Source organism: Streptomyces luteireticuli (assembly GCF_041519305.1).
Taxonomy (GTDB): Bacteria; Actinomycetota; Actinomycetes; order Streptomycetales; family Streptomycetaceae; genus Streptomyces; species Streptomyces luteireticuli.
Genome location: NZ_CP167927.1, coordinates 932,593 through 958,059, shown reverse-complemented (window position 1 = coordinate 958,059; position 25,467 = coordinate 932,593). Strand labels below are relative to the sequence as shown.

12 protein-coding genes and 4 pseudogenes are annotated in these 25,467 nt (G+C 71.8%); 9 read left to right on the top strand and 7 right to left on the bottom strand.

The window, feature by feature from the left end; translation table 11 throughout:
• Nucleotides 1–22: 22 nt before the first annotated feature.
• The 4 genes from AB8735_RS04125 (at nucleotide 23) to AB8735_RS04110 (ending at nucleotide 12,772) form a co-directional block, all read left to right on the top strand.
• The gene (locus tag AB8735_RS04125; protein ID WP_372405427.1) at nucleotides 23–6,076 is read left to right on the top strand and encodes an SDR family oxidoreductase; all 6,054 of its coding nucleotides are present in this window, start codon (nucleotides 23–25) and stop codon (nucleotides 6,074–6,076) included.
• Nucleotides 6,077–7,795 carry a polyketide synthase gene (locus AB8735_RS04120; protein WP_372405425.1) on the top strand — a complete coding sequence of 573 codons (1,719 nt, stop codon included), beginning with the start codon at nucleotides 6,077–6,079 and terminating at the stop codon, nucleotides 7,793–7,795. It begins immediately after the preceding gene.
• The gene (locus AB8735_RS04115) at nucleotides 7,792–11,004 is read left to right on the top strand and encodes a beta-ketoacyl synthase N-terminal-like domain-containing protein (RefSeq protein WP_372405424.1); all 3,213 of its coding nucleotides are present in this window, start codon (nucleotides 7,792–7,794) and stop codon (nucleotides 11,002–11,004) included. The genes AB8735_RS04120 and AB8735_RS04115 overlap by 4 nt, the downstream gene beginning before the upstream one ends.
• A gap of 205 nt (nucleotides 11,005–11,209) precedes the next feature.
• The gene (locus AB8735_RS04110) at nucleotides 11,210–12,772 is read left to right on the top strand and encodes an alpha/beta hydrolase (RefSeq protein WP_372405422.1); all 1,563 of its coding nucleotides are present in this window, start codon (nucleotides 11,210–11,212) and stop codon (nucleotides 12,770–12,772) included.
• A 671-nt stretch (nucleotides 12,773–13,443) separates the two neighbouring features.
• Here AB8735_RS04110 and AB8735_RS04105 read toward each other — a convergent pair.
• The 4 genes and pseudogenes from AB8735_RS04105 to AB8735_RS04090 form a co-directional block, all read right to left on the bottom strand.
• Nucleotides 13,444–13,998, bottom strand: a complete 555-nt coding sequence (locus AB8735_RS04105) for an NUDIX hydrolase (RefSeq protein WP_372405421.1) — start codon at nucleotides 13,996–13,998, stop codon at nucleotides 13,444–13,446.
• Nucleotides 13,999–14,458: 460 nt separating this feature from the next.
• Nucleotides 14,459–14,899, bottom strand: a pseudogene (locus AB8735_RS04100) (ATP-binding cassette domain-containing protein); the annotation flags it as partial.
• A 25-nt stretch (nucleotides 14,900–14,924) separates the two neighbouring features.
• Nucleotides 14,925–16,154: pseudogene (locus tag AB8735_RS04095) on the bottom strand (asparagine synthase-related protein); the annotation flags it as partial.
• 451 nt (nucleotides 16,155–16,605) lie between these two features.
• Nucleotides 16,606–16,770, bottom strand: coding sequence for a hypothetical protein (locus AB8735_RS04090; protein WP_344027133.1), 165 nt, complete (start codon nucleotides 16,768–16,770; stop codon nucleotides 16,606–16,608).
• A gap of 198 nt (nucleotides 16,771–16,968) precedes the next feature.
• On the opposite strand from AB8735_RS04090, the gene AB8735_RS04085 reads away from it, so the two are divergent.
• On the top strand, nucleotides 16,969–18,081 hold the full coding sequence (locus tag AB8735_RS04085; RefSeq protein ID WP_372405419.1) for an IS630 family transposase: 1,113 nt from the start codon (nucleotides 16,969–16,971) through the stop codon (nucleotides 18,079–18,081).
• Between the two features lie 39 nt (nucleotides 18,082–18,120).
• Here the strand turns inward: AB8735_RS04085 and AB8735_RS04080 are convergent, their stop codons facing one another.
• A complete protein-coding gene (locus tag AB8735_RS04080) occupies nucleotides 18,121–18,633 on the bottom strand; it encodes a hypothetical protein (RefSeq protein WP_372405418.1) in 513 nt (170 codons plus the stop codon).
• Nucleotides 18,634–18,899: 266 nt separating this feature from the next.
• Here AB8735_RS04080 and AB8735_RS04075 point away from each other — a divergent pair, with 266 nt between their 5' ends.
• Nucleotides 18,900–20,246, top strand: a complete 1,347-nt coding sequence (locus tag AB8735_RS04075) for a lipase family protein (RefSeq protein ID WP_372405416.1) — start codon at nucleotides 18,900–18,902, stop codon at nucleotides 20,244–20,246.
• Nucleotides 20,247–20,295: 49 nt separating this feature from the next.
• Here the strand turns inward: AB8735_RS04075 and AB8735_RS04070 are convergent, their stop codons facing one another.
• A complete protein-coding gene (locus AB8735_RS04070; RefSeq protein ID WP_372405414.1) occupies nucleotides 20,296–21,489 on the bottom strand; it encodes a M20 family metallopeptidase in 1,194 nt (397 codons plus the stop codon).
• A gap of 21 nt (nucleotides 21,490–21,510) precedes the next feature.
• Entirely contained in the window at nucleotides 21,511–22,041 is a 531-nt protein-coding gene (locus tag AB8735_RS04065) for a hypothetical protein (RefSeq protein WP_372405413.1), read from the bottom strand.
• Between the two features lie 417 nt (nucleotides 22,042–22,458).
• Here AB8735_RS04065 and AB8735_RS04060 point away from each other — a divergent pair.
• The 3 genes and pseudogenes from AB8735_RS04060 to AB8735_RS04050 all read left to right on the top strand — a co-directional run.
• A pseudogene (locus AB8735_RS04060) lies at nucleotides 22,459–23,073 on the top strand (hypothetical protein).
• A gap of 454 nt (nucleotides 23,074–23,527) precedes the next feature.
• Nucleotides 23,528–24,334: a hypothetical protein gene (locus tag AB8735_RS04055; RefSeq protein WP_372405412.1), complete on the top strand. Its 807-nt coding sequence runs from the start codon at nucleotides 23,528–23,530 to the stop codon at nucleotides 24,332–24,334.
• Nucleotides 24,335–24,496: 162 nt separating this feature from the next.
• Nucleotides 24,497–25,462: pseudogene (locus AB8735_RS04050) on the top strand (transposase); the annotation flags it as partial.
• Between the last annotated feature and the right edge of the window lie 5 nt (nucleotides 25,463–25,467).

Sequence of the window (25,467 nt, the reverse complement as noted above, 5' to 3'; positions counted from 1 at the left end):
CCCCCTGTCGCGAGGACACGCCATGTCGGACCGTCAACTCCCGGGCCGGGCAGCCGTTGCCGTGGTCGGTCTCGGCGCCCTGCTGCCGGACGCCCGGGACGTCGGACAGAGCTGGAGGCTGATCCTCGGTCGGCGAAACCTCATGCAGGACATCCCGCCCACCCGTTGGCTGGTCGACGACCACTACCACCCTGTCCCCGGCACCCCGGGGAAGGTCTACACCCGCCGCGGCGCCTTCCTGCCCGCCGTGGACTTCGACCCCCTGTCCTACGGCATCCCGCCGCAGAGCCTCGCGTCGACGGACACGGCGCAACTGCTCGCGCTGACGGTCGCCGACCAAGTGCTGCGGGACGCCGCGGACGGCGGATCGGCCCTGCCCGACCGTGACCGCGTCGCGGTGGTGCTCGGCGCGGCCGGGCTGTCCCTCCTCACGGAAACCTACGCCTCGACCCAGCGGCCGGTGTGGTTCAAGGCCCTGCGCGAGCACGGCCTGCCCGAGGCGGAGGCCCAGGCGGTGTGCGAGCGCATCCTGGCGCATTACCCCGACCCCACCGAGGACACCTTCCCCGGTCTGCTCACCAACGTCGTCGTCGGCCGCATCGCGGGCCGCTTCGACTTCCACGGCACCAACCACACCACCGACGCGGCCTGTGCCGGATCGCTGGCCGCCCTGTCCACCGCGCTGGACGAACTCGCCCTGAACCGCGCCGACTTGGTGATCAGCGGCGGTGTGGACGTGACGAACGACATCGGCATGTTCCGCTGCTTCACCACCACCCCGGTGCTCTCCCCGACCCAGGAGTGCCGGCCGTTCGCCGAGGACGCCGACGGCACCATGCTGGGCGAGGCGGTCGTGATGTTCGCGCTCAAACGACTCGTCGACGCCGAACGCGACGGGGACGGCGTGTACGCGGTCATCCGCGGCATGGGCAGTTCCTCGGACGGACGGGGAGCCGCCATCTACGCACCCCGCCCGCAGGGCCAGGCCCTCGCCCTGCGCCGGGCCTACCGGGAAGCCGGATACGCACCGGACACGGTGGAGCTCGTCGAGGCGCACGGCACCGGAACCAAGGCGGGCGACCAGGCCGAATTCACCGCCCTGCGCGACGTGTTCGAGGAATCCGGCCGCGCCGGCCGGCAGTGGTGCGCCCTGGGGTCGGTCAAGTCCCAGATCGGCCACACCAAGACCGCCGCCGGGGCGGTGGGCCTCCTCAAGGCCGTCCTCGCCCTGCACCACAAGGTGCTGCCGCCCACCATCAACGCAGAACGCCCGCACCCCGCCCTGCACATGGAGGCCAGTCCGTTCTACCTCAGCACGCGGACCCGCCCGTGGGTCCGCCCCGGCGCCACGCCCCGGCGCGCGTCCGTCTCCAGCTTCGGCTTCGGCGGCAGCAACTTCCACGTCACCCTGGAGGAACACCGGCCGACGGCCTCCGCTCCGGCGGGCTCCCGGCCGCGACTGCGGGCCGCCCCGACCGAACTCCTGCTGCTCTGCGCCGACTCCACCGGGGAACTGCGCGAACGCGTCGCCGAGCTGCGGCGGTCGGGGGAGGGGAGCGACGCCCGGCAGCGGCCCGGCGCGGTCCTCGCCGGCCTTGCGTGCCGCAGCCAGCAGGACTTCCGGCCCGGTGCCACCCAGCGGCTCGGCGTGCTGGCCGCCGACACCGACCAGCTCGTCGAACGGCTCGACCTGGCCACCGCCGCCCTGGACGCCGGACGAAGCCCGTCGCTGCCGTCCGGCCTGCACTGGGGCACCGGAACCCCCGAACCGGGCCGACTGGCATGGCTGTTCCCGGGCCAGGGGTCCCAGTACGTCGGCATGGGCGGCGACCTGGCATGCCACCACCCCGGGGCCCTCGCGATCTGGGACACGGTCGGCGGGACGGGCCATGGGGACGTCGCACTGCACCGTGTGGTCTTCCCCCCGCCGGTACCGGAGGACGCGCGGGACGCACAGACGCGACTGCTCGCGGCCACCGAGTGGGCACAGCCTGCCCTGGCCGCCCACAGCCTGTCCCTGCTGTGCCTGCTGGAGGAGCTCGGCCTGCGGCCGGACTGCGTCGCGGGCCACAGCCTCGGCGAGCTCATCGCCCTGCACGCGGCGGGGGCCTACGACGCGGACACGCTCATGCGCCTCTCCCTCGCCCGCGGGAAGGCGATGCGCGACGCCGCGGCCGTGACCCCGGGCGCGATGCTGGTGGTGCGCGCGGACTGCCGCGAGACGTGCGAGGCGCTGGCGGCAGCCGGTACGACGGACGTGTGGATCGCCAACGACAACGGGCCCGGACAGACGGTCGTCTCGGGAACGCCCGCGGCGATCGCGGCGACGACCGAGCGGATGCGGGCCGCGGGCATCGCCACCCTGCCGCTCGCCGCGCCCGCCGCCTTCCACAGCCCGCTCGTCGAAGCCGCCCGTCTCCCCTTCGCCGCGGCCCTGGCGGATGCGGTGATCTCACCCCCCGGACCCGAGGTTCTCTCCCACGCCGACGCCACCCCCTATCCGGCCGACGCCGACCGGATCCGCGCCCGCCTGGCACGGCACCTGACCGAGCCCGTGCGTTTCGCGGACCAGATCGAGGCCATGTACCGGGCCGGGGCGCGCACGTTCGTCGAGGCGGGCCCGGGCACGGTCCTCACCTCGCTCGTGGACCGGATCCTCGGGGAACGGCCCCACCTGGCCGTTCCTCTCGACCGGCGCGGTGTGCACGGCGTGACCGCCTTCCAGGACGCCCTGGCCCGGCTCGCCGTTGGCGGCATCCCCCTGGACTTCGCACCCTATTGGCGCCACTTCGCGGTGCCGAGTCCCGCCGACGGGCAGCAGCGACCGAGGATGACCGTACCCATCGACGGCGGCAACCACGGGCGGCGCTATCCGCCGCGGACGGCGCTCCCCGAGGAAGCGGACGGGGGGAGGGCGACGGCCGTACCGCTTCCCGCGCCCGGCGGTTCCACGGAACTCGCCCCGGCGGAGCCGCCGTCACCTCGCGCGCCCGCCGCACCGGCTCCTTCCGCGCCGCCGTCCGCCATGGCGGACCCCCTTCCGGGCGCGCCGCCTCCGGTCTCTTTTGAGATGCCCATCGCGCCCCCGCTGCCCGGCGTCCCGCCGGTGGCGGCTTCCCCCGGACCGCCGCCGGAGGAGGACGACGGGCGGACCGCCCTCATCGAGGACGCCCAGCGCCGGACCGCCGACGCCCACGCCGTCTTCCTGCGGTCCATGAGCGAGGCGCACACGGCCTTCCTGAAAATGTCGGAGATGTCGTTCGCGGCACTGCTGGGTTCGCCGGGAGCGCCGGCTCCAGAGCCGTACGGCGCCCCCGTGATGCCCGTTGACACCTTCCCGGCCGCCGGGCCGGACACCCCGACAGCTCCCGCCACCCCGGCCCTCGCGCCGGTTCCCGCCGCAGTGGTCGTCGGGCCACCCGCACCGGAGCCCGACGCGACGCGGCTGGAGGAGACGCTGCTGGCCGTCGTGGCCGAACGGACGGGCTACCCGGCGGACATGCTCGACCTGGACATGGAACTGGAGGCGGAGCTGGGCATCGACTCCATCAAACGCGTGGAGATCCTCTCCGTGCTGCGGCAGCGGGCGGGGGAACTGCCCGACATCCAGGGCGACCCGATGGAGCTGGCGTCCCTGCGGACACTCCGGCAGGTCGTCGAGCGGCTGCGGGGTGCGGTGGAGGCCTCGGGGACAACGGTGCCCCTCCCCGGTCCCGCCCCCGGTCCTGCTCCTGGTCCCGTCGTGGTGCCGGAGCTCCCTCCCGGCTCGGATCAGGGGCAGCCGGCCCTGGGGCGCTTCGTGACGCGCACGGTCCCCGCTCCGCCCGGCGGGCTGGCGATGCCGGGCCTGAGGGAGCACATCCTGCAGGTGGTTGACGGGGGTTCCGGGCTCGCCGGGCTCGTCGTCGAGTGCCTGGGCGAGCGGGGCGTCCGCGCCGAAGCGGTCGTGGAGCCGTCGCCGGAGAGCCGGGCGGTGCTGCTGCTGGGCGGCCTCGCGGAGAACCCGACCGCCGAGGCCGCACTGGAGGTCCAGCGCGCCGCCTTCCGGACCGCCCGGCTGCTGGCACCCCGATTCGCGGACCAGGGCGGGGTGTTCGTCACGGCGCAGGACACCGGGGGCGACTTCGGAGTACGGGGCACCCACGGGGAGCGGGCCTGGCTCGGCGGCCTGACGGCGCTGGTCCGTACGCTCGCGGCGGAGTGGCCAGCGGCGGCCGTCAAGGCCGTCGACTGCGCCCGTTCGGGCCGTTCCCCGCAGGCGGTCGCCGCCGCGGTGGCCGGTGAACTGCTGTGTGGAGGGGCCCTGTTGGAAGCAGGGCTGCCCGCCGATGGCAGCCGGGTGACGACCCTGGCCGTCCCGGCCTCCCCGCCCGGCACCACCTCCGTCGGACCGGGCCCCGACGACATCCTCGTCGCCACCGGCGGCGCCCGCGGCGTCACCGCCGCCGCGCTGACCGCGCTCGCCCGGACCGGGCGGCCCCACCTGGCGCTGCTGGGCCGCACCGAACTGGACGAGGAGCCCGCGGGCCTGCCGCCCGACGCCGACGAGGCCGCTCTCGTCCGCGCCCTCTCAGGGCGCACCGAGGAACCGCCGCTCGCCCTCGCCCGGCGAGCCCGCCACATCCTCGCCGTCCGGGAGATCAGGGCGACCCTCGCCGCGATCGAGCGGGCCGGTGCGCCCGTGCGCTACTTCAGGGCCGACACCCGTGACCGCGCCGCCGTACGCTCCGCCCTGGAGGCCGTCCGCGCGGAGTGGGGCCCGGCGACCGGCCTCGTCCACGGCGCCGGGGTGCTGGCGGACAAGCGGATCGCCGACAAGACCGACGAGGACTTCGACCAGGTCTTCGGGACGAAGGTCACCGGGCTGCGCGTCCTGCTGGAGGCGACCGCCGCCGACCCGGTGCGGACCATCTGCCTGTTCTCCTCGGTCGCGGGCCGCTTCGGCAACCCGGGGCAGAGCGATTACGCCATGGCCAACGAGACGCTCGCTCATGCCGCCGCCGTCGAGGCGGTGGCCCGTGCGGGCTGCCGGGTCCGTTCCCTGGACTGGGGCCCGTGGCGGGGAGGCATGGTCACCCCTTCCCTGGCCGGCCACTTCGAGTCGGCCGGGGTGCCTCTGCTGCCGGCCGACACCGGCGCGCGGGCCTTCGTCGACGAACTGGGCGCGGCGGACGGCCACCACAGGGTGCTCCTCCTGGCCGTACCGCCGGAGGAAGGCCGCCCGGGGCCCCTGCCGCCGACCGGCCTGCGCCACCCCCGGCCCGCCGGGGTGCACGTCTCCGGGGAAACCCACCCGCAGTTGGCCGACCACGTCATCGGCGGCAGGGCGGTTCTGCCGCTCGCCCAAGTATTGGAGTGGTTCCTCGCCGCCGTCCGGGACTGGGCCCCGGGCGCCGCGGCCGTGACGCTGCGGGACGTACGGGTGCTCCGGCCCGCGGTCTGGAACGCGTCCGACAGCAGCGGTACGGACTTCACCGTCACCGGCCGGGCCCAGGGGACGGACCCGGGCGAGCTCTCCGTGGAGCTGCGGCACGCGGACGGCACCCTGCACTGCACGGGTCGCGCCGGGGCCGGGGACGCCCCGCCGGACCCGGCGCCCCTCGGTGCGCCGGAAACCGCCGACGGCCTGCCGCCCTGGGGGCGGGCCGACCTCTACGACGGTGAAGTCCTCTCCTACGGGCCGTTGATGCGCGCGGTGACGGCCATGGAGGCGGCGGGACCGGACGGCGCCCGCGGCACTCTCTCCGGCGTGACCGCCCTGGGCTGGACCGGCGACATCTGGCACAGCGACCCCGCCGTGCTCGACGGCGGCCTGCAAATCGGTGTGATCTGGGCCCGGGAGGCACTCGGGCACGCCGTTCTCCCGATGGCGGTCGGCACGTTCCGCGCCCACCACCGGGGCCCCGCGCCGGGGCCGGTGAAGTGCGCCGTCCTGCCGGTGCGCGCCGAGGGCGCCTACGCCCGGTGCCACGTGCGGCTGACCGGGCAGGACGGCACCCCCTTCGCCGACCTGCTCGACGTGGAGCTGATCCGACGGCCCGACCCGGCGGCGGCCGACGAGGGGGGCGAGGCGTAGATGCCGTTCGAACCCGTCGCCGTCGTCGGCCGCGGCTGCGTGCTGCCCGACGCCTTGAGCCCGGACGAATTCTGGCGCAACATCCTTGCCCGCCGGGTCAGCCTCGGCCCGGCCCCTCCGGACCGCTTGGGCATGGTGCCGGGCACCGGGCGTCCGGAGCGCTTCACTCCCGGCGTCGGCGGGTTCGTCAACGGTTTCGACGAGGTCTTCGACCCCTCCGGGTACGGTCTTGCCCCCGCCGAAGTCCTGCGTCTGGACCCGCTCTTCCAGTGGGTGCTGCACGTCGGCCGCCAATCCCTTGCCGAGGCAGGGCACTTCACTGCACCGCCCCGCTCCGGACTGGTGCTCGGCAACCTCTCGTACCCCACGGCCACCGCCGTCCGCTACGCCGAACACCTGTGGCTCTCGGCCCAGGACCCCTCGGTACGGGACGCCCTGCTGGAGTCGGTGGCACCCCGCCCGCACGCCCTCAACCGCTTCTCCTCCGGCATGCCGGCCCTGCTCGCGGCCCGCGCGCTGGGCCTCGACGCCGGCGCGTACGCCGTGGACGCGGCCTGCGCCACCTCGCTCTACACGGTCAAGCTCGCCTGCGACCGGCTCCAGGACGGGACGGCCGACCTGATGCTGGCAGGTGCGGTGGCCTGCTCCGAACCTCTGCTCGTCCACGGTGGTTTCGCCCTCCTCGGAGCGCTCAGCCCCACCGGCCGCAGTCGGCCGTTCCACCGTGAAGCCGACGGTCTGGTGCCCGCCGAAGGTGCCGTTCTGTTCGCCCTGATGCGGCTGGGCGACGCCCTGGCCCAGGGACGGCGTGTGCTCGCGGTGGTGCGCGGCATCGGCCTCGGCAACGACGGCCGGGCCGGTGGGCTGGTCGCCCCCGATGCGACCGGCCAGGAACGCGCGATGCGCGCGGCCTACGCCTCGGCCGGGGTTCCCCCGGAATCCGTGGGCCTGTTGGAGTGCCACGCCACCGGCACGGCGGTCGGGGACGCCGTCGAGGCCAGGTCGGCCGGCCGGGTCTTCGTCGCCCACCGGGACCTGCCGGTCGGTTCCGTGAAGGCCAACATCGGCCATGCGCTGACGGTTTCGGGCGCGGCGGCGCTCCTCAAGGTGATCGGCGCGCTCGACGCGGGAATCCGTCCGGCGACCCCGCACGACGGCACCCCGGCGGCCCTGGGGGAGGGGCCGCTCCGGCTCCTCACGGAACACGAGGACTGGTCCGGGCCCCGGCGCGCCGCGGTCAGCGCGTTCGGCTTCGGCGGCACCGACGCCCACCTCGTCCTCGACGCGGGGGACGCGCTCGCGTCCCCGCCCCCGGCCCCGTCCCGTCCGGCGCCCCTTCCGCTCGCCGTCGTCGCCCTCGCCGCCCGGGTCGGCCGGGAAGGAGGCACCGAGGAGTTCATCGCCGCGCTCTGCACCGGACGCCCGTGCCGGGAGCCGCGCGAGGCCGTCGCACTCGCCGTCAAGGGCCTGCGGTTCCCTCCCCTGGACCTGCGGGAGACCCTGCCGCAGCAAATCCTCGTGCTCGACGCCGCGCGGGAGGCGGCCCACGGGCTGACCCTCCCGCCGCCGCGTACGGCCGTCGTCGTCGGGGCCGGGGTCGACCCGCAGGTGGGACTGCATATCGCGGGGCGGCGCATCGACGCCCACTGGCTGCGGGCCGGGCTGCCCCCGCCCCCGGCCCGCCGTCCGGGCTCCGGGACGCCTTCGCTCCCGCGATGACCCCGGCGACGGCGATGGGCACCATGCTGAACATCGTCGCCAACCGGATCAACAGCCAACTCGACCTGTCCGGGCCCGGTTGGACCGTCTCCGCCGAGGAGGACTCCGGCACCGCGGCCCTCGCCACGGCCGCCCGCCTGCTGCGGTCGCACGAGGCGGACGCCGTGGTCGTCGGGGCGACCGACCTCGCGCACGACCTCGTGCACCAGGAGGCACTGCGCGAGCTCGGAGCGGGCCGCGCCCCCGGGGACGCCGCCGTCGTCCTCGTCCTCAAACGCCTGCCCGACGCCGAGCGGGCCGGGGAAACGGTCCTGGCGATCCTCGACGAAGAAGAGGGTGACGAACCACCGGACTTGAGGGTGAGCACCGCCCCCGACGGCAGCGCGCCGGACCGCTGCGACAACTCCGCATGGTTCGGCACCCCGCACGCCGCCGCCGGCCTGCTGGCCGTCGCCACCGCCGTCGCGTCCCTGCGCTACGGCATCCGCCCCCGCCCGGGACGATTCGCCGACCGCACCGCGCCGCCGCGCACGGCCGACGTCGTCGTGCCGGTCCTGGAAGGCCCGGAACGCCGCGTCCGGCTGCGAGCGGCCCCCGCGGCCGTACGCCGCGACGGCCAGGTCGCCTTCGTCTACACCAACGGCTCGGCCGCCTACCCCCACATGGGCCGCGAACTGACCGACTCCCTACCGGACTTCGCCGAAGTCGTCCGCAGCCGCTGCGACGCCGAGGACATGCCCTGGCCGCCCCCGGACTTCACCGACACCGGTGTGCTCGGCAGGATCTGGGCCACCACCCGGCTCGCGGCGCTGCACACCCTGATCACCCGGTTCGTGCTCGGCCTGCGGCCCGACGCGGCCCTCGGCTACTCCTCGGGCGAGACCTCCGCGCTGATCTCCCTGGAAGCATGGCCCGACGCCGCGGCCCTGGCCCAGGACGCCCGGCGCAGCGGGCTGTTCACCCACGACATCACGGGCGAGCACCGGGCGGCCCGGCACGCCTGGCACACCCGGGGCATCACCGGCCACCGCTGGCGGAACTACCTGGTCACCGCACCGGTGCACCAGGTACGACAGGCCGTCGCCGACCAGCCGGCCGTACATCTGATGGCGATCAACGCCCCCGGCGTCTGCGTCGTCGGCGGCGAGGAGAACGCCTGCGACACGCTGGTACGGAACCGCTTCCCCCACGCGGCGATCCAGCTCGACTACGACATCGCCGCCCACGTCCCGGAACTGGAGGGGATCCGCGAGGCATGGCACCGCTTGCACCGCCGGCCCACCCTGTCCGTTCCGGGCGTCCGCTTCTACCGGGGCGACACCGCCGAGCCGTACCTGCCGATCGAGGAGAGCGCCGCCGACGCCATCACGGCACAGGCCACGCGAACGATCGACTTCCCGGCGGTGATCGAACGCGCCTACGCCGACGGCGTCCGCGTCTTCGTCGAGCACGGCCCCGGCTCCCTGTGCACCGAGTGGATCGGCCGCACCCTGGCAGGCCGGGACCATCTCGCCGTGGCACTCGACGAGCCCGGCGGGCAGGCCCTGCCCCGTCTGCGCCGGTCGGTGGAGCAACTGGCGGCGGCCGGACTGTGCGACCCGGCACCACTGTTGCGCCTGCTCGACCGGGGACGGGCCGACACACCGGCGGCCGGGCGAGTGCTGCGCCTACCGGCCCGTGCGCCCGCTGTCCGGCTGCCCGTGCCGGACCGCCTCGCCACGGTGATGACTCCCGCGCCCACCCTGCCCCTTGTGACCCCGGCGAGCGGACCGCGGGCCGCAGAGCCGGACACGGCGGCGGCCCGCAGGGCGGCCGCCGCCCGGCACCACAGCCGGGTGACCGCCCTCCACCGGCAGTACCTGACGGAACAGACCGCACTGCACGAGCGCTACCTGCGCGGCCGACGGACCACGGAGGACGCTCTGCCCACCCCGCTTCGGGGAAGTCCGCCACTCCACCCGGCCGTTCCGCCGCCGGTACGGCAACCCGCGCTGCCCGGGCCCAAGTTCGACCGCGCCCAGCTGGAACGGCTGGCGGACGGCCCGGTCTCCGAACTCTTCGGGCCACTGTTCGCCGCCCAGGACGGCTACCGACGCCAGACCCGACTCCCCGGGCCACCGCTGCTGTTGGCCGACCGGGTCACCGGCATCGACGCGGCACCGGCCTCCATGGGCACGGGCACCATCTGGACCGAGACCGACCTGCGGCCCGACACCTGGTACCTCGACCACGCGGGGCGCATCCCCCTCGGCCTCCTCGTCGAAGCAGGCCAGGCGGACCTGCTCCTCATCAGCTGGCTCGGTGTCGACCTCCTCAACCGGGGCGAGCGCGTCTACCGGCTCCTCGGCTGCGAGGCCACGCACCACGGCCCCACCCCCAGGGTGGGGCAGACCCTGCGCTACGAGATCCATATCGACGGCCACGCCGAACACCGGGGCACCCGGCTGTTCTTCTTCCGCTACGACTGCTTCACCGGCAACGACCTCGTCGTCAGCCTCCGCAACGCGCAGGCGGGTTTCTTCACGGACACCGAGCTCGCCGCCGCCGGAGGCATCCGCTGGACCCCGGGCGAAGGCCTCTCCCACGACCTTCCCTTCGACCCCGTCACGCCGCCCACGAGCACCGCGCGCTTCGACGCCGAGGCCGTACGGGCCTTCGCCGAGGGGCGGCCGTACGACTGCTTCGGACCCGCCTGGGACACCACCCGCGCCCACGTGCGGACGCCCCGCATCGACAGCGGGCGGCTCCTGCTGATCGACGAGGTCACCGCGTTCGAACCGGCCGGGGGCGCACTCGGCCGCGGCTACCTGCGCGCTGAGACGCGACTGCGCCCCGACGGCTGGTACTTCGAGGGCCACTTCAAGAACGACCCCGTGTTCCCCGGATCCCTGATGGGCCACGGCGTGCACCAGGTCATGGCCTTCCACCTGGCCGCCCTCGGACTGACCATCGACCGGGACGCGGCCCGCTTCGAGCCCCTGCCCGGCGTCACCGCCCAGTCCCGCTGCCGCAGCCAAGCGACCCCGCAGAGCCGGCAGATGGTCTACGAGATCCACGTCGGCGGCCTGACCACCGGCCCCGAGCCGGTGCTGTACGCGGAAGCCATGGTCAGCGTGGACGGCGTGCACGCCTTCCACAGCCGGAACCTGGCGCTGCGGTTGGTAGGGGACACCTGGGACACCTTGCCGGACCGAACGCTCAGCAACTGAGCGCTTCGCCCTGACCGGGCGTGCACGGGGTCGCCGGTGGGGGTGGCCCCACTGCGGGTTGGGGGGACAGCGGTAGTGAGTGAGGACGGCTGCTCCGCTTAGCGTCTGACGGTGACTGCCGTGTCCGCTGTGACGGGGCTGCCGTCCCCGCAGCACATGTGGCAGGCGCTCCCCGCCACACCCCTCAGCATCTCAAGGAGGCTTCGTGATCACCCCCAGCCCGGCCTTGCCCCGCACCTCGATCGTCGGCCTTGTCCTCGCCGCCTGCCTCGGCACGGCTCCCACGGTCACGGCTGCGGCAGCCCCCACCGCGCCGGAATCCGGAACGGGGCTCGACCGTTACTACAGCCAGCACTTGGGCTGGGGAAGCTGCGCCAAGAACCCGGGCGACACCGAGGGCCACGACCTGGACAAGGCCGGTGTGCAGTGCGCGGACGTCGTCGTACCGCTCGACTACGCCGACCCGCAGGGCCGTACGCTGACCGTCGCGGTGTCCCGGCTCAAGGCCACCGACACCCGCCACCGCATCGGCTCGATCCTGCTCAACAACGGCGGCCCCGGCGGCACCGCCCTCGAATCCCCGCCCGAATTCCGTCCATGGATGAAGAAGGCCGGCCCGCGGTACGACATCGTCGGCTTCGACCCGCGCTTCGTCGGCCGCAGCACCCCGCTGGACTGCGGCTGGCCCGTCGGCACCAACCTCTTCTCGGCCGGTCTCAGCCGGGCGAGTTTCGAGCGCCAAGTCGCCCTCCAGAAGGACCTGGCCGCCAAGTGCCGCGCCACCAACGCCTCCGTGCTCCCGCACGTCAACACGCGCAACACGGCCCGCGACATGGACGTCATCCGCGGTGCGCTCGGCGAGAAGAAGATCTCCTACTTCGGCTACTCGTACGGCACTTACCTGGGAACCGTCTACACCCAGATGTTCCCCGGCCGCACCGACCGCATGGTCCTGGACGGTGCCATCGACCCGCGGAAGTACGGCCCCCGGCTGCTCCAGGAAGCCGTCGGCGAGAACGAGCGGGCGCTCGCCGACTGGGCCACCTGGGCCGCCGCCCGCAACGGGACCTACGGCCTCGGCCGCACCCGTGCCCAGGTGCTCGCCACCGTCGACCGCATCATCCGGGCATCCGCGCGCGGCCCACTGACCGTCGGCACCGCCCCGGATACCTTCCGACTGGACGACACCCACATCCCGTTCATCCTGCTCGCCGGGGTCGACAGCGACACCGATACCTCCCGGGCGGCGCTCGGTGAGCAGATATCCGTGCTGGCCAAGGCCGCGGCCGGGCTGCCGACCCGGCTGTCGCCCCGGTTCGCGGAGACCCTGCGGCTCGCGACGACCGGCGAGCAGTCGCCCCACGGCAGTGTGCAGTCCTCGATCATCTGCGGTGACGTGGCGGCTCCGCGTGATCCCGAGGTCTACTGGCGGGACATCGAACGCAGCCGCGCCGCGTACCCGCGCTTCGGCGCGTTGACCAACAACATCAACCCGTGCGCATTCTGGGACCGTCCCCGAGAGGAACCCACCCAAGTGAAGCAGGACGCCGAGGTATTGATCGTGTCGGCCACCGGCGACCCGCGCACTCCGCACAAGGGCGCCGTCGCCCTGCACGGACTGCTGCCGAGTTCCCGGCTGGTCACCCTCGAAGGCGCCAACCGGCACGCGGTCTACGGCCTTTACGAGAACGCGTGCATCGACAGCAAGGTCAACCACTACCTCGCCACCGGCAAGCTGCCCGCACGCGACCAGACCTGCTCCAAGTAGGTCGGGCACTGCTGGAAGCCGCGCAGCCATTGGTGGGTGACTGTTCGGCGTGGTGGAAGTCAGGCTCCCTGTGCGACCGGACCAGCAACTGCCCTTCCTATAGAGGTGGCTTACCGGCCGCTGGTGGGACTCCGAGATGTGCCCGATGGCCACCACCGAGTAGCACGCCAGCGGTGTGAAGAGGCCCACGAGTGCGTCGGGGCCGTCCGACTCGGGGTCCGCCTGCTCGTTGTAAACGTCGCAGGCGAGCTGCTGCGCGGCGGCCGCGGCGCCCTCGTTGCTGAGGGCAGTGCGCATGAAGTGTTCGGGCCCGACCGTACGGGATGCTGGCCGCGCCGGGGAAGGGGCTGCGGCTTGGGTGATTCGGTTGTTCTTGATCAGAAGGCGTCATAGGAGTTGTGGTTCCACGGGGTCGGCGCTGTCCGGAGGTAACGGATCGTGAGGAGTGTCGCTCTGTCGGGCAGCTGCGGAGGGAGGCGCGGGGAGGGCGCGATGAGCCAAGTTGTCGGCGATGGACCGGCGGAGAAGATGGACGTGTCGGGGGCGGGCGAAGTCGTGGAACACCTCGTCGAGTTCGGGGCCGCGGATGCGGAGAGAGCCGATGCAGCGACCGTCGAGGGTGAGAGTGATGTAGTAAGGACAGCACGTGTGGCTGGACAACGAGGACAACATCATTGGTACGGTCCCGCCGGCCGTCCGGGTTCAGCCCTGAAGCAAACCCCGGTCGCTCTCCGAGGGGAGAGAGACCGGGGCGGTCGGGGTGGGGAGTTGGTCAGGCTGCCTGGTGGCGCCGGGTGTTGAGAGCGGTCTGGACGGCGCTGGAGACCTGGTTCTGCTGGGTGCGGTTCGGCCCACAGGTGCGCGTCGTGCTCGGTGAGCGTGACCGTCTCACCCGTGACAGTGGCGGTGAAGTTGAACGGGCGGGTGGCGCGTCCGCTGCCGGAGCGGTAGTCGAAGTAGCCGAGGTAGCCACTGATGTCCGTGACCGTCAGCCCGGTCTCCTCGGCGACCTCCCGCCGCAGGGCTTCGACGAGGGTCTCACCGGTGTCGACGCCGCCGGAGGGCAGCTCCCACAGCCCGCCGAGGTAGTCGTCGGCCGGAGGGTGCAGCAGCAGGACCTTGCCGTCGTGGTCGGCGAGGACGGCGCCGACGACGGTCTTGGCGACGCCATCGCGTTCCGCGGCGCTGGCGAGGTCGTCGAGCAGAGCGGTGTCGAGGGAACGCACAGCAGGTCCTTACCGGTCTTCTTGCAGTTTGTAGAGCTCGAAGAAGATGCCTGCCCCTTGGGTGACGAGTTCGTCGAAGGTGCCCGTCTGGGCGATACGGCCGTGGTCGAGGACGATGATGCGGTCAGCGAGGCGTGCGTTGGCCAGGCGGTGGGTGATGAAGACGGTGGCCCGGCTGCCGGCGAGGTTTTGAGCCGGGTGAAAATGCGGTGCTCGGCACGGGCGTCGAGCGCGGCGGTCGGTTCGTCCAGGACGAGGACAGCGCCGTCGCGGTGGAAGGCGCGGGCCACGGCGACGCGCTGCCACTGGCCGCCGGAGAGGTCGTGTCCCCCCACCAGGAGCGGGCCAGTGAGGTATCCAGCCCGTCCGGGAGGGCGGCGATGACGGTGTCGGCCCCAGCGGCCTCGGCAGCGGCATGGACGGCGGTATCGCCTTCGGCATGGGGCTGGCCGAGGGTGATGTTCTCGCGGGCGGCCAGCGGCCAGCGGGTGTAGTCCTGCGGTACGAGCGCGAGATGGGCCAGAACACCAATCGGGTCGGCGTCGGCGAGATTGATGCCGTCCCAAGCCACTGTGCCCGAGGTGGGCAGGAACAGGCCGGTCAGCACCTTGGCCAGGGTGGTCTTGCCGGAGCCGTTCTCCTCGACCAGCGCGACGACCTCGCCCCGCTTGAGGTCCAGGCTGATGTCCTTCAGCGCGGGCTCGGCTGCGCCGGGGTAGGTGAAGGAGACGTTCGTGGCGCTGATGACCTGAGGCCCGCCCTCGGTGACCTGAGCGGTGCCCCGGCGGCAGGCCCACGGTTTCGCCACGGTGAGGAAGCGTGCCCAGTCGTCCGGGGACAATGAGGTGCGGAACAGGCGGGCCCCCGCCTGCCGCCTCGGCCAGCGCCGTACGAACCACATCCAGGTCGACGAACCCTTCGGACACCAGGGGGCTGTGCGAGATCAGCGCGTCGAGTCGGCCCCGGTTGCGGGCCAGGCCGGCGATGCGCTGGGCGGTGAAGGAGCCCTTCGAGCGGCGGCATGTCAGCCACGCGGGCAGCTGGGGGAGTGCGGCGGCCGGCAGGGGCTTGTAGGCCACCATGCCCCGTCGGGCCGGCGCCGGGACGGCGAACCCCGCCCGTACGACCTGGTTGTCCAAGTACGGGTAGACCGGCTGGATGCCGAGGGCGTCGCCGTATGGTGCCCAGCCGCGGGCCGAGGCTCCGACGGAACGCAGGGCCGCCCACTGGTCGAACTCGTCTGCCCGCTCCGGCTGCCGGGTGTGCGCGGCCTGCCGGACGAGAGCGGCAACCTGCTGGCGCCCGTTGGTGGTCAGCCACGAGGCGGCCGGGCCCAAACTGCACCAGGACCACCCGCCAGGGGTGCCCGGCGTGACGGGACCGCGTTCGAGCGCGTCGGCGGCCTCGGCCAGGGCACCGACGCGCCCGAGGGTGACGGCCCGGGTGAGGGCCTTCCAGTACGGGCCGGGTGCGGTGTTGCGCAGTCGGGCGAAGGCGACCACCTGCCGTCGGGCCTCCCGGCGGTGCCCGTCCTGGATCAGCCGCACCCAGCAGGCCGAGGAGGAGTCGAGCACGACGTCCCCACCATGCCCGGTCAGATGCAGGGCCAGCCCGCGCACCGGGTGCAGGTAGGCGGCATCCACCGTGAACATCGCCGCCTCCAGTACCGGCTCGCTCCCGGCCGGCTGGGGGGAGGGGAAGGAGAACGGCAGCTCGGCCTCCATTCCGGTGGCGACCGTGTGCGTGATGCCGAGATGGCGGGCGACGTGGGCGGCGAACACCATGTCCTCGCCGCTGGTGTAGCCGTCGGTGTACGTCACCGCCCGCACTTCACCCGCCTCGGCCGCCAGCATCACGGCCGTCGAGGAGTCCAGCCCCCCGGACAGGTCCGCGCCCACTGGCCCTTCGGTGGTGTGGAGCCGGAGCTGGACGGCTTCGGTGAGCGCCTGGCCGAAGCGCCGGGCACCCTCCCGCAGCCCCACCACCGGGCACGCGCCGCTGACGTCCACGAGCTGAGGAGGCGCGCTGGGGGCGAGCAGCAGCCCGTACCCGCCAGGCACCAGGCGGATCTGCTCGTACGGGGTGCGGTGCGGCCAGTGCTGCTCGCCCACGGTCAGCCGGGCCACCAGCCACCCCAGATCCGGTACGGCATTCATGCCTTCGGCCAGCAGTCGGATCTCGGTCGACCACTCCACCCGCCCCGTGCGCAGGCTGTAGTAGACGGGCCTGATGCCGGCCAGGTCACCGCACACGAACCGCTGAAGTCCGTTGTCCGCGACCACCCAGTACGAGCCCGGCCAAGATGCCAGCTCCTCCCACCGGCCCGACTCCGCCGCCGACAGCGCGGCCTTCATCTGTTTCTCGGCGACCGGGCAGTCGCCCATCACCGCCAGTCGCACATGCCCCTCGGTGACGACCCGCACCTGCGCACCGGCCCCACGGCGCAGGCTGTCCAGCCCTTCGACCCGCACACCACCGACAGCGTTTCCGCTCGCCAACCACTCCTGTTGCATCCCTCAACCTCCTCGGCTCCCGGCTGCTGTGACGCGCCCGGGGGGCACGGCCTGGCCGTGCCCCCGGGGTTGTTCGGTCACACCCTGGGACAGGTCACTCGAAGTAGTTCGACTTGTCCGAGTCGTTCTCCTTCTTGCGGCCCAGGGTCAGGTCAGCCACCGCATGGGTGCTGAACCGCGGCGCGAAGCTGCCCCGGCTCGGTGCGGCGGCGGTCTCCTGCTCGGCGGGACTGTGCGTGTCGGGCGTGTTCAGGACCATGACCGGCCCTCCTTCGCATCGGTTGACCTGAAGGTGGTGCGGTGGTGCTGACTCCATGTCACCGCGATCGAAGGTCCGTTCCCAGGGACAGAAGTGGGGACTTCCTGGGAGCGGATCTGGGACGTTTCTGGAACCGGGCTAAGCGATCTTGGTGATTTGTGGTGCGGCTTGGGTAGGCCACCTCGTGAGGGGGCTGCCATGGTGATGAAGCCGCTGGGTCTGGAGCTGTCGACGCAGCAAGTCGCCGAGCTGCGGCGGCGGTTGAAGTGCCGGGATCTCGTACCTAACGAACGGATGCGGCTGGACTGCGTGCGGCTCGCGGCCCAGGGCCGCACCGCGCCCCAGATCGCGTCGATTCTCGACAAACACGTGGTCACGGTGCGCAAAGCCCTGCACCGTTTTCTCGATGGAGGGTTCGGGGCTCTGGCGGACGCCGCGCGGCCGGGGCGTCCGCCACGCTGGGGGCGCGAGGACCTTGATGCCCTGGAGGCGATGCTGGACGAGGCCGCGGTGCGAGGCGAGATCTGGACGCTGCCGGCACTGGCCGAGTGGCTGCGCCGCGAACGCGGTGTCGTCCTCGACTCCTCGTGGCTGTCAGTGCTGCTGCACCGGGACGGTTTCCGCTGGAAATGCACTCGGGACAGCATCCGGCACCAGGCCGACCCGGCCCCAGGCTGCCGCATGGGCACGACTGGAGGGTCTGCGGCTGTACGGCTGAGGTCCGAAGTCGGCATCGAGGACCTGTACTACCTCGACGAGTGTGGATTCTCCCCGACCCTGCCGACCGGCTACACCTGGGCCCGCACCGGAACACGAGTCGTGGTCAACCGCGAGGACACCAAGAACCGCCGGGTCAACGTGCTCGGCGCGCTCAACGACACCGGCCCCGAGCCCGAACTGCTGTGGACCACGGTCGAGCACCGGATTGACGCGGCGACGGTGCTCGACTTCGTCTGCAACCACATCGCCAGGCTGCCCGGCGGAGCGGATCGACTCAGTACGTCGCCGGTTGGCTTCAAGCGCTCTCGGCCCTGCACCATCGTGCTGGACAACGCCTCCATCCACCACGCCGACGCCTTCAAGGGACGTCGCGAGGAACTGGCCGCCATAGGAGTCCATCTGTTCTACCTCCCTCCCAGATCACCGGAGTTGAACCGCATCGAACGCATCTGGCGCTCGGTCAAGTACCAGGACATGCCCGTCCGTGCCTACACCACCGCCAAGGAGCTCCACACCGCCGTCGACCGTGCCCTGAACAGGCGGGCTGCTGCGATGACGCCAGCCACAGCCCAAATACTCAAGATCGCTTAGCACGGTGGGTTCGGTGGGGGCCGTCGGAAAAGGGCCTGGTCACAGGCACCTCGCTGGCGGCCTACCCAACTGCCCGCGTGGTTCGGTGGGGGGCCGTGCGGAAAAGGACCCGGCAACGGGCACCTCGCCGCGCGGCCTACCCAGTGGGCCGCCTCCCGCTGCTTCCACGCCCCCGCCGATGCGGACGCCGAGGGCTGGATCGCCGTCAAGGCAGCCCGCATCCTCCGCGGATACGCCCAGCAGGCCGCCGACGAGATCCGCGCCGAGTCCGACCACTGCAAGCTGACGGGTGATTAACGCACGGCCGCCGACAAAGCCTGTCAATACCTCAACAGCAACGCCGACTTCGTCCACTACGACCGGGCACTCGCCGCCGGCCGGCCGATCGCCAGCGGCGTCATCGAAGGCGCAGCCCGCCACCTCACCGACAGACTCGACATTACCGGCAGCAGATGGAGCGTCCCGGGCGCCGAGGCCCTCCTCATCCTCCGCGCCGTCATCAGTAACGACGACTTCCCGGCGTACTGGAACTTCCACGTCCAGGCCGAACACCGAGGCCTCCATCCCGCCGCCGACCAGGCCAACTACAAACTCACCGCCTGAACAACGACCTCACCGGAGGAGAGCCGCACCCCAAGGGAATTGGCGGAGCGGGGTCACTGACTCAGCCGCCGTTCGTCCCGTGAAGACTCTGGCGCACCCCTGGTCAACTGCCGTGCGCCTTTGTTAGGTTGCGCCGGAACCGACCTTTGGCCACTCCCCCCCTTCGGGCCGTAGCGGTCATCTCTCTGAATCCGCTTACACCGTTTGGGAGAGTCATGCGCAAATTCAGAGTGCGGCACGCCGCGATCGCGGGTGTCGTCGCCCTCGCCGTCGCCGCCGTGCCCACTGTCGCGTCCGGCGTTCAGGAGCAGTCCTCGTCGACGACTGCCGGGAGCGACGCGTTCTACACCTACAACGGCAGCAAGCCGCTGTCCTCGTACAGGCCCGGGGACGTGCTCAAGGTCCGGACGCTGCCGTACCACGTCCTGGGTATCGCGACACCTCTCCAGGCGACGCAGCTGCTCTACCGCACCACCGACGAGCAGGGCCACCCGTCCGCAGGCGTGACCTCCGTGCTGCGCAGCCCTGGCGGCGACGGCCGCAAAGTCGTGTCGTACCAGTCGTTCTACGACTCGCTCGACCCCGAAGACGGTCCGTCCCGGGCGGTCGCGGGCAACGTCAAGCTGCCCGGCGGCTTGATCGCGAACGGCGAGTCCACGCTCGTGGCGCCGCTCCTGCTGTCCGGCTACGACGTCGTCCTCCCTGACACCGAGGGGCAGGCCGCCCACCTCACGGCCTCCCGCGAGTACGGGTACAACACGCTGGACTCCCTGCGTGCCGCTTCCGGCGCGGCGTCGAGGACCGGCATCAGCCCCGACGCGCGCGTCGGCCTCATGGGCTACTCCGGCGGCGCCGTCGCGACCAACTGGGCCGCCTCCCTCGCGCCCACATACGCCCCCGACATCAACAAGCGCCTGGTGGGATACGCCGAGGGCGGGGTGCTCGTGAAGCCCTCACACATCCTCAGGTACATCGAAGGCAGTCAGGTGTGGTCCGGGCTCATCCCGGAGTTGCTCATCGGGCAAGCGCGTTCGTACGACTTCGACCTCAAGAAGTACCTGAACGGCTACGGCAAGCAGCTGGTCGACGAGCACCAGCACGCCTCGATCGCCGACGCGCTGGGCCACTACCCCGGTCTGACGTGGAAGAAGATGGCGAAGCCGGAGTACGCGAACCCGAACTCCGTACCCGAGCTCGTCGAGGCGGTCAACAAGACCAACCTCGGCCTGGCACCGACCCCGACCGTCCCCGGCTACATCGGCCAGGGCAACGCCGGCTCCCTCGAGGGAACCACGAGCAACATCGCGGGCATCGGCTCGGGCGACGGCATCACGGTCGCCGGGGACACACGGGCGCTGGCACGGAAGTACTGCGCCGAGGGCGCCGCGGTCTGGTACAAGCAGTACGACGCCCTCAGCCACTTGACCGCGCCCACGGCCACGGTGCCCACCGCGCTCGCCTGGCTGCGCGCCCGGTTCGCCGGCAAGGAGGCCCTGTCCTCCTGCGGCAGCATCGCCGAGGGCAACTCACTTGCGGCTGACGAGACGGTCCCCGCCGGGTGAGGACCTGACGGGGGCCGCAGCGAACTTCGCCAAGACCGCTTAGAAGGCGTCAGCCTGCGTGGAGGAGATCGAGGACCGCCCGGTGGTAGACGGCGTAGACCTGCGGCAGCTCGGCAAGGCGTACCCGTTCGTCAATGCCATGCAGCCCCTCGTAGACCGGCCCGAACCCGGCGGTGGCCGGGATGCCTTCGCCGGCCAGCAGGTTGCCGATGTTCGACGGGCCCGCCGTCTTCGGTCGCACCACCAGCCCCTCGGTCGCAGCGGCGTTCAGCAGAGCGGCGGCCGGCTGTTCGTCCGTCGCCAGGCGGAACGGCGGCCAGCTGGCCACCGGGGTGATCCCGGTCGGGCGAGGGGCGGGCAGCTCCGCGTCGAGCTCAGCCACGGCCTTGCGCACCAGCGTCTCGGCGTCGTGGGCGTCGAAGGCCGGCGTGGTGCGGATATCGACGTTCAGCTCGCACAGGTCGGGGGTGACCGAGAAACCCTGGCCGCTGTGGAAGGCGGTCACCGACAGCTTCGGCGGCAGCGGAAACCCCGATGCGCCATCGACGCCGGGCAAGTCGGCCGCGTCGAGGAGGCGTACGAGGTGCGCGGCGCGGGAAATCGCGCCGACGACCGTGCGGCTGGACCCGGAGTGCCCGGAGGGGGCATGGACCGCGATAGCGGCGCGCCACAGTCCCCGACCGCCGACGACGAGGTCCTCCAGCCCGGGGTAGCCGATCATCACCCCGGCGGGGCGGGGCGCGGTGGGGTCGTTGAGGTAGGCGCGGGCGCCGCCGAAGCCGCCGGTGTGCTCGTCCACGTCCAGGAGTACGGCCAGACCGCCGGGCAGGCCGGCGGCGTGGGAGTGGAGGTCGGCGGCGATGTGGCAGAACACCGAGGCGGCGAGCTTGGAATCGGCGGCGCCGCGTCCGCGCAGCCAGCCGTCCACCACGTCCCCGGCCGTCGGCGGGAATGACCACGCGCTCTCGTCCCCGAACGGGGCGGTGTCCATGCAGGCATCCAGGGCCCACCACGGGCCGGGCTTCCCGCCCGCGATCTCCACCAGCAGGCCGACGAGCGCACCGGTATCGTCGTACAGGCGCCGGTGTGGCAGCGCACGGCCCGCCAGCCAGCCTTCCAGGACGCCCAGGACGGGGCCGTAGCCGTCGATACCGCCCCGACTCGGCAGCCGGATCAACTCCTGCGCCAGGCCGATCACGGACGCGCACCGCTCGGCAGCCGCTGCTTGAAGGTTCTCGCCCACGCTGTTCTCCTTGCCCTGCTGTCAGGTGTGCCGTACAGGCAGTGCGCGTACGGCCTCGATCGTCTCCACCGGCCGCGCGGAGGCGCACGCCTCCCGCCCGTGCTGGACCAGCCCCACCGCCGCCTCCCGGCCCAGCAGCACTCCGCAGTCGAACCCTTCCGCCCCGTGAAAACTCGGCAGTGGCGCCACTGCCGCTGTCTCTGATGCCACGAAGAACCGTTCCAGTGCCTCCGGCTGCTCGACCACCCTGATGTGCAACGTCTTCACTCCGTTGCGCCGGGACGTCGGGTCTCGCAGCGTCAGCAGCCGCACCAGATGATCGGCTAGGGCACGGTGCCTCGGCGTCCCGTACAGCACCCGGTAGTGCACCAGATCCGGGTGCTGGGCCACCGCTGTCTCGATCGCGGCCAGATACGCCTTCTCCCGCGACCGGCTGCCGGTCACGACCAGGTATTCCCGGGCGCCGGCGGCGACCCCAACCATCGCCTCGATCAGGTCGGTCCAGCGGGTCAGCAGCTTGACGACCTCCGCCGTGCCAGAAACCTCCAGCATGCTGGTGGCAGCCCCGTCTTGATGGGCGAACAGCACCTCCGGCCGCTCTCGGTACAGCTCGCACAGCCCGGAGCCGTTCCGTTTCCCTGTACGGCGCCGACCCGACTCGAAAGCACTGAGCAAGCTCGCGTCCGCCGCCAGCCCGGTGATCGCGTTCAAGGCGTCAGCGGCCTCCTCGAGCGTCATGTTCCGCGCCAACCGTGCCCGCTTGAGCGCCGAGCCTCCGCTACCTGCTGTGGCCACAGGCACCGCTTCTCTCTCTCCTTTGCCGGTTCCCCCTCGCCCGTACCCTTCCTCAACCGACGACGGCTCTTCGGCGAACGGGCCCCTGTCTGGGTCGCGCTCCGCGTTCGCCCTCATGGCGACCGGTCGCCGAATCCGCCGTGAGCGGGGGCGCGCCGTTGCTACGGTCCGGCTATGACGCTCTCTGTGTCGCGTGGTGTCGATCTCCGCCGTGAGCCGGTGGACGAGGTCCTGGACCGAGTCGAGCAGTCGTTTCAGGTGAGGCTCGACCAGCAGACGATCGTGCGTAAGCGCCGCTCCGTCGGAGCCCGGACGGACCGGCACACGTGGGTGCGAATCGAGCGGCACGGGTTCGACCGGATCGGCACCCAAGGGTGGAACGGTCCGGAGACCGCTGCGGTGCTTTCCGGCGTCGCCATGTCGCGCTGGTTCGCGGGCTTCACCTGGCGCGAGCAGGACGAGCCGCTGATGTGGCGGGCCGATGAGTTCGAACTGGCCCCGGCTGCACCGGTCGGGAAGGCCGCGCTCGTGATCGACTGGGAAGACTGGGGCACGGCGCCCCGCGGGCTCGACGCCGCGACACTGTGGGGGAACTCCCTCGCCGCACCGAAACTGGCCCAGCGCGTGTGGAACGAACGCCGCCAGGACCTGGAGACCCGAACGGGACGGCTGAATTGCGCTGTTCTTCTGCGCGAAGGTCGCCGGGCGGCACGCTCACCCGCAGGACCCACGGCTGGACCCGTGCGCCGAGAAGCCGCTCGGTTGGTCGCCGAGCTTGATGCCTGCTGACGCCCCGAAGGATGGAGGACCCAACCACACGCGAACCACCGCTACTTAACCTTGCTGTTCGCCGGTCGGGTAGCGTTCCCCATCGTGCGGGAGCTCATCCCGTGCGGAACGTAGGGGGCACCGCGGATAGGCGAGCGGCGGATCAAGCAGATGGAGGCCCCGGGGCACCGGATGGACGACCTCGACGATCCAGTCGTAGTGCGTTGGCGTGCGCTCACCCGCAACCACCCCAAGCCCGATCTGAACAACCCCGACGCCAGCACACACCGCGTTGGGGGAGCCGGCGAGACAGGACCCCAGGCGCTCTTGGCCCCGGCCAATCGCAAACATCTATGCTCCGTGATGTGACCGTCGGCGGGGAAGCAGGAAGCTCCTTCTGCGCCTCGGGGGCGCCACCCCGACCGCTTGCGCCAAACGTCCACCAAGCCGCCCCGTGCCCAGGCAAGATGGCCTCATGGACATGGCGGACATGGGCGCCATCGCCGCCCTTCTCTCCGTTCCCGTCGCCTTCGCGTCGGCGTGGTGGAGCAAGCGCGGCGCCGAGCGAGCAGCGGACGCCGCGCTCACGGCCGGGCGCCACCAGGCCGTCGCCTCTCTGGCTGCTGTGCAGGTCCAGGCCCAAAACCAACGCGAGCAGCGGCGCCGCGCACAACTCGGCGATGTGGCCGCGGAGTTTCTCCGTGCCACGGATTCCATGATTCGGACGGTGAAGCAGTTGCCCGATGTCGAGCAACAGCAGCGCAAGCTGCGCCTGCTCGAATACGCCACGGCGGTGGAGGATACGTACGCGCCGTTGGAGCTCATGGCCCCTCCAGACCTCCTGTCCGCAGCCGAGCATCTGCGCGAACGCTGTCAGTACCTGGAGAAGGTGGCGGTTGATCGGGCCGTGCTTCGATTCGCAATCGCCGCCTTGGAACGCAGATGGTGCCCCCGTGACGCAGAGACCTGCGAGGACGACCGTCACAACGCGGCTCACCTTGCGTGGGACTTCCTTGTTGGCTGGGCCAACAAGGAAGAAGAGGAAAGATGGAATGACCGGGACCTGCTGGACTTCTGCCTCCGTGACAGCGGCATCCTGACCGGCACGCAGGTGGACCAGACCCTCGCTCTCGCCGACGAGTGCCCCTCGACTTGGAACCAACTGATCGGCGGCTGGATCCGGGACCCCCTCATCGAGAGTGCCGAATCCGCCCGCGACGCTTTCGTCACCGCCGCCCGAACCGCCGCTCCTCCCAACGGATTCGCATCTAATCCCGGGTGAGATTTCTGCTCGATCGCCCCTAGCTTGATCTTTAACGGCCGACGTCGAATGGTGCCTCGAACTTGATCACTCGGTTCGGTAACCGCCGTACACCAAAGCGGCCTTCGCCTGAACATGTGCTCCGACCAAGGAACGCACATGTCCAGCACGAAGGCCGTGAGGATGACTCTGCTGCATCGCGATGCCCGGCAAGAGGCATTGGCGGAACTGTCATGCTTCCGGGGCGAGTTCTACTCCTGTCTCACCGCTCGTTCGGATGCGTTGTTCGAGCTGGCTGACGCCGTTCTGTGCGGTGACGGACCGGTGAGGTCGCTGGCTGAACTGTCGCTGGTCGGCGAACACCGTCGTGGTCATGGCGGGCTCTATGCGGCGCTCGCCTGTGGCAGGGTCGATACCGGCCGGCTGCGGAGGGCCCTGGCCGCGGTGCCACTGCCGCGGGCTGTCGACGGCCGGCTGGTCCTGGCCATCGACATCACCTGCTGGCTACGCCCCGATGCCCACACCTCACCGCAGCGGATCCTGTGTCACACATACGGCCGGGGCAAAGACCAGCACATCCCTGTCCCTGGCTGGCCGTACTCGATCATCTGCGCGCTCGAGCCGGGCCGCAGTTCCTGGACCGCGCCTTTGGACGCGCTTCGCCTGGCCCCCGGGGACGACAGCGCCACCGTCACTGCCCGGCAGCTGCGTGACCTGCTCCACCGGCTGATCACCGCCGGGCAGTGGCAGGAGGGCGACCCCGACGTGCTCGTCATCGCGGACGCCGGATACGACGCACCCCGTCTCGCCTTCCTCCTCAAAGACCTGCCGGTCCAGGTCCTCGCCCGGATGCGCTCCGACCGAGTCCTGCGCCGGGCTGTTCCACCCCGCCAGCCACACACGATGGGCCGCCCACCCCGGCACGGCGGCGAATTCGTCTTCGGGCAGCCCGACACCTGGGGCGTCCCGGACACCGAAACTGTCACCGACACACGTCTTTACGGCACCGCCAGAGCCCGCTCCTGGGACCGGCTGCACCCCAGGCTCACCCACCGCTCCTCCTGGGCCACCGACGACGGCACCCTCCCGGTCATCGAAGGGACGGTGATCCGCCTGGACATCGGCCACCTGCCCAGTGAGGTTCCCCCGCTGCG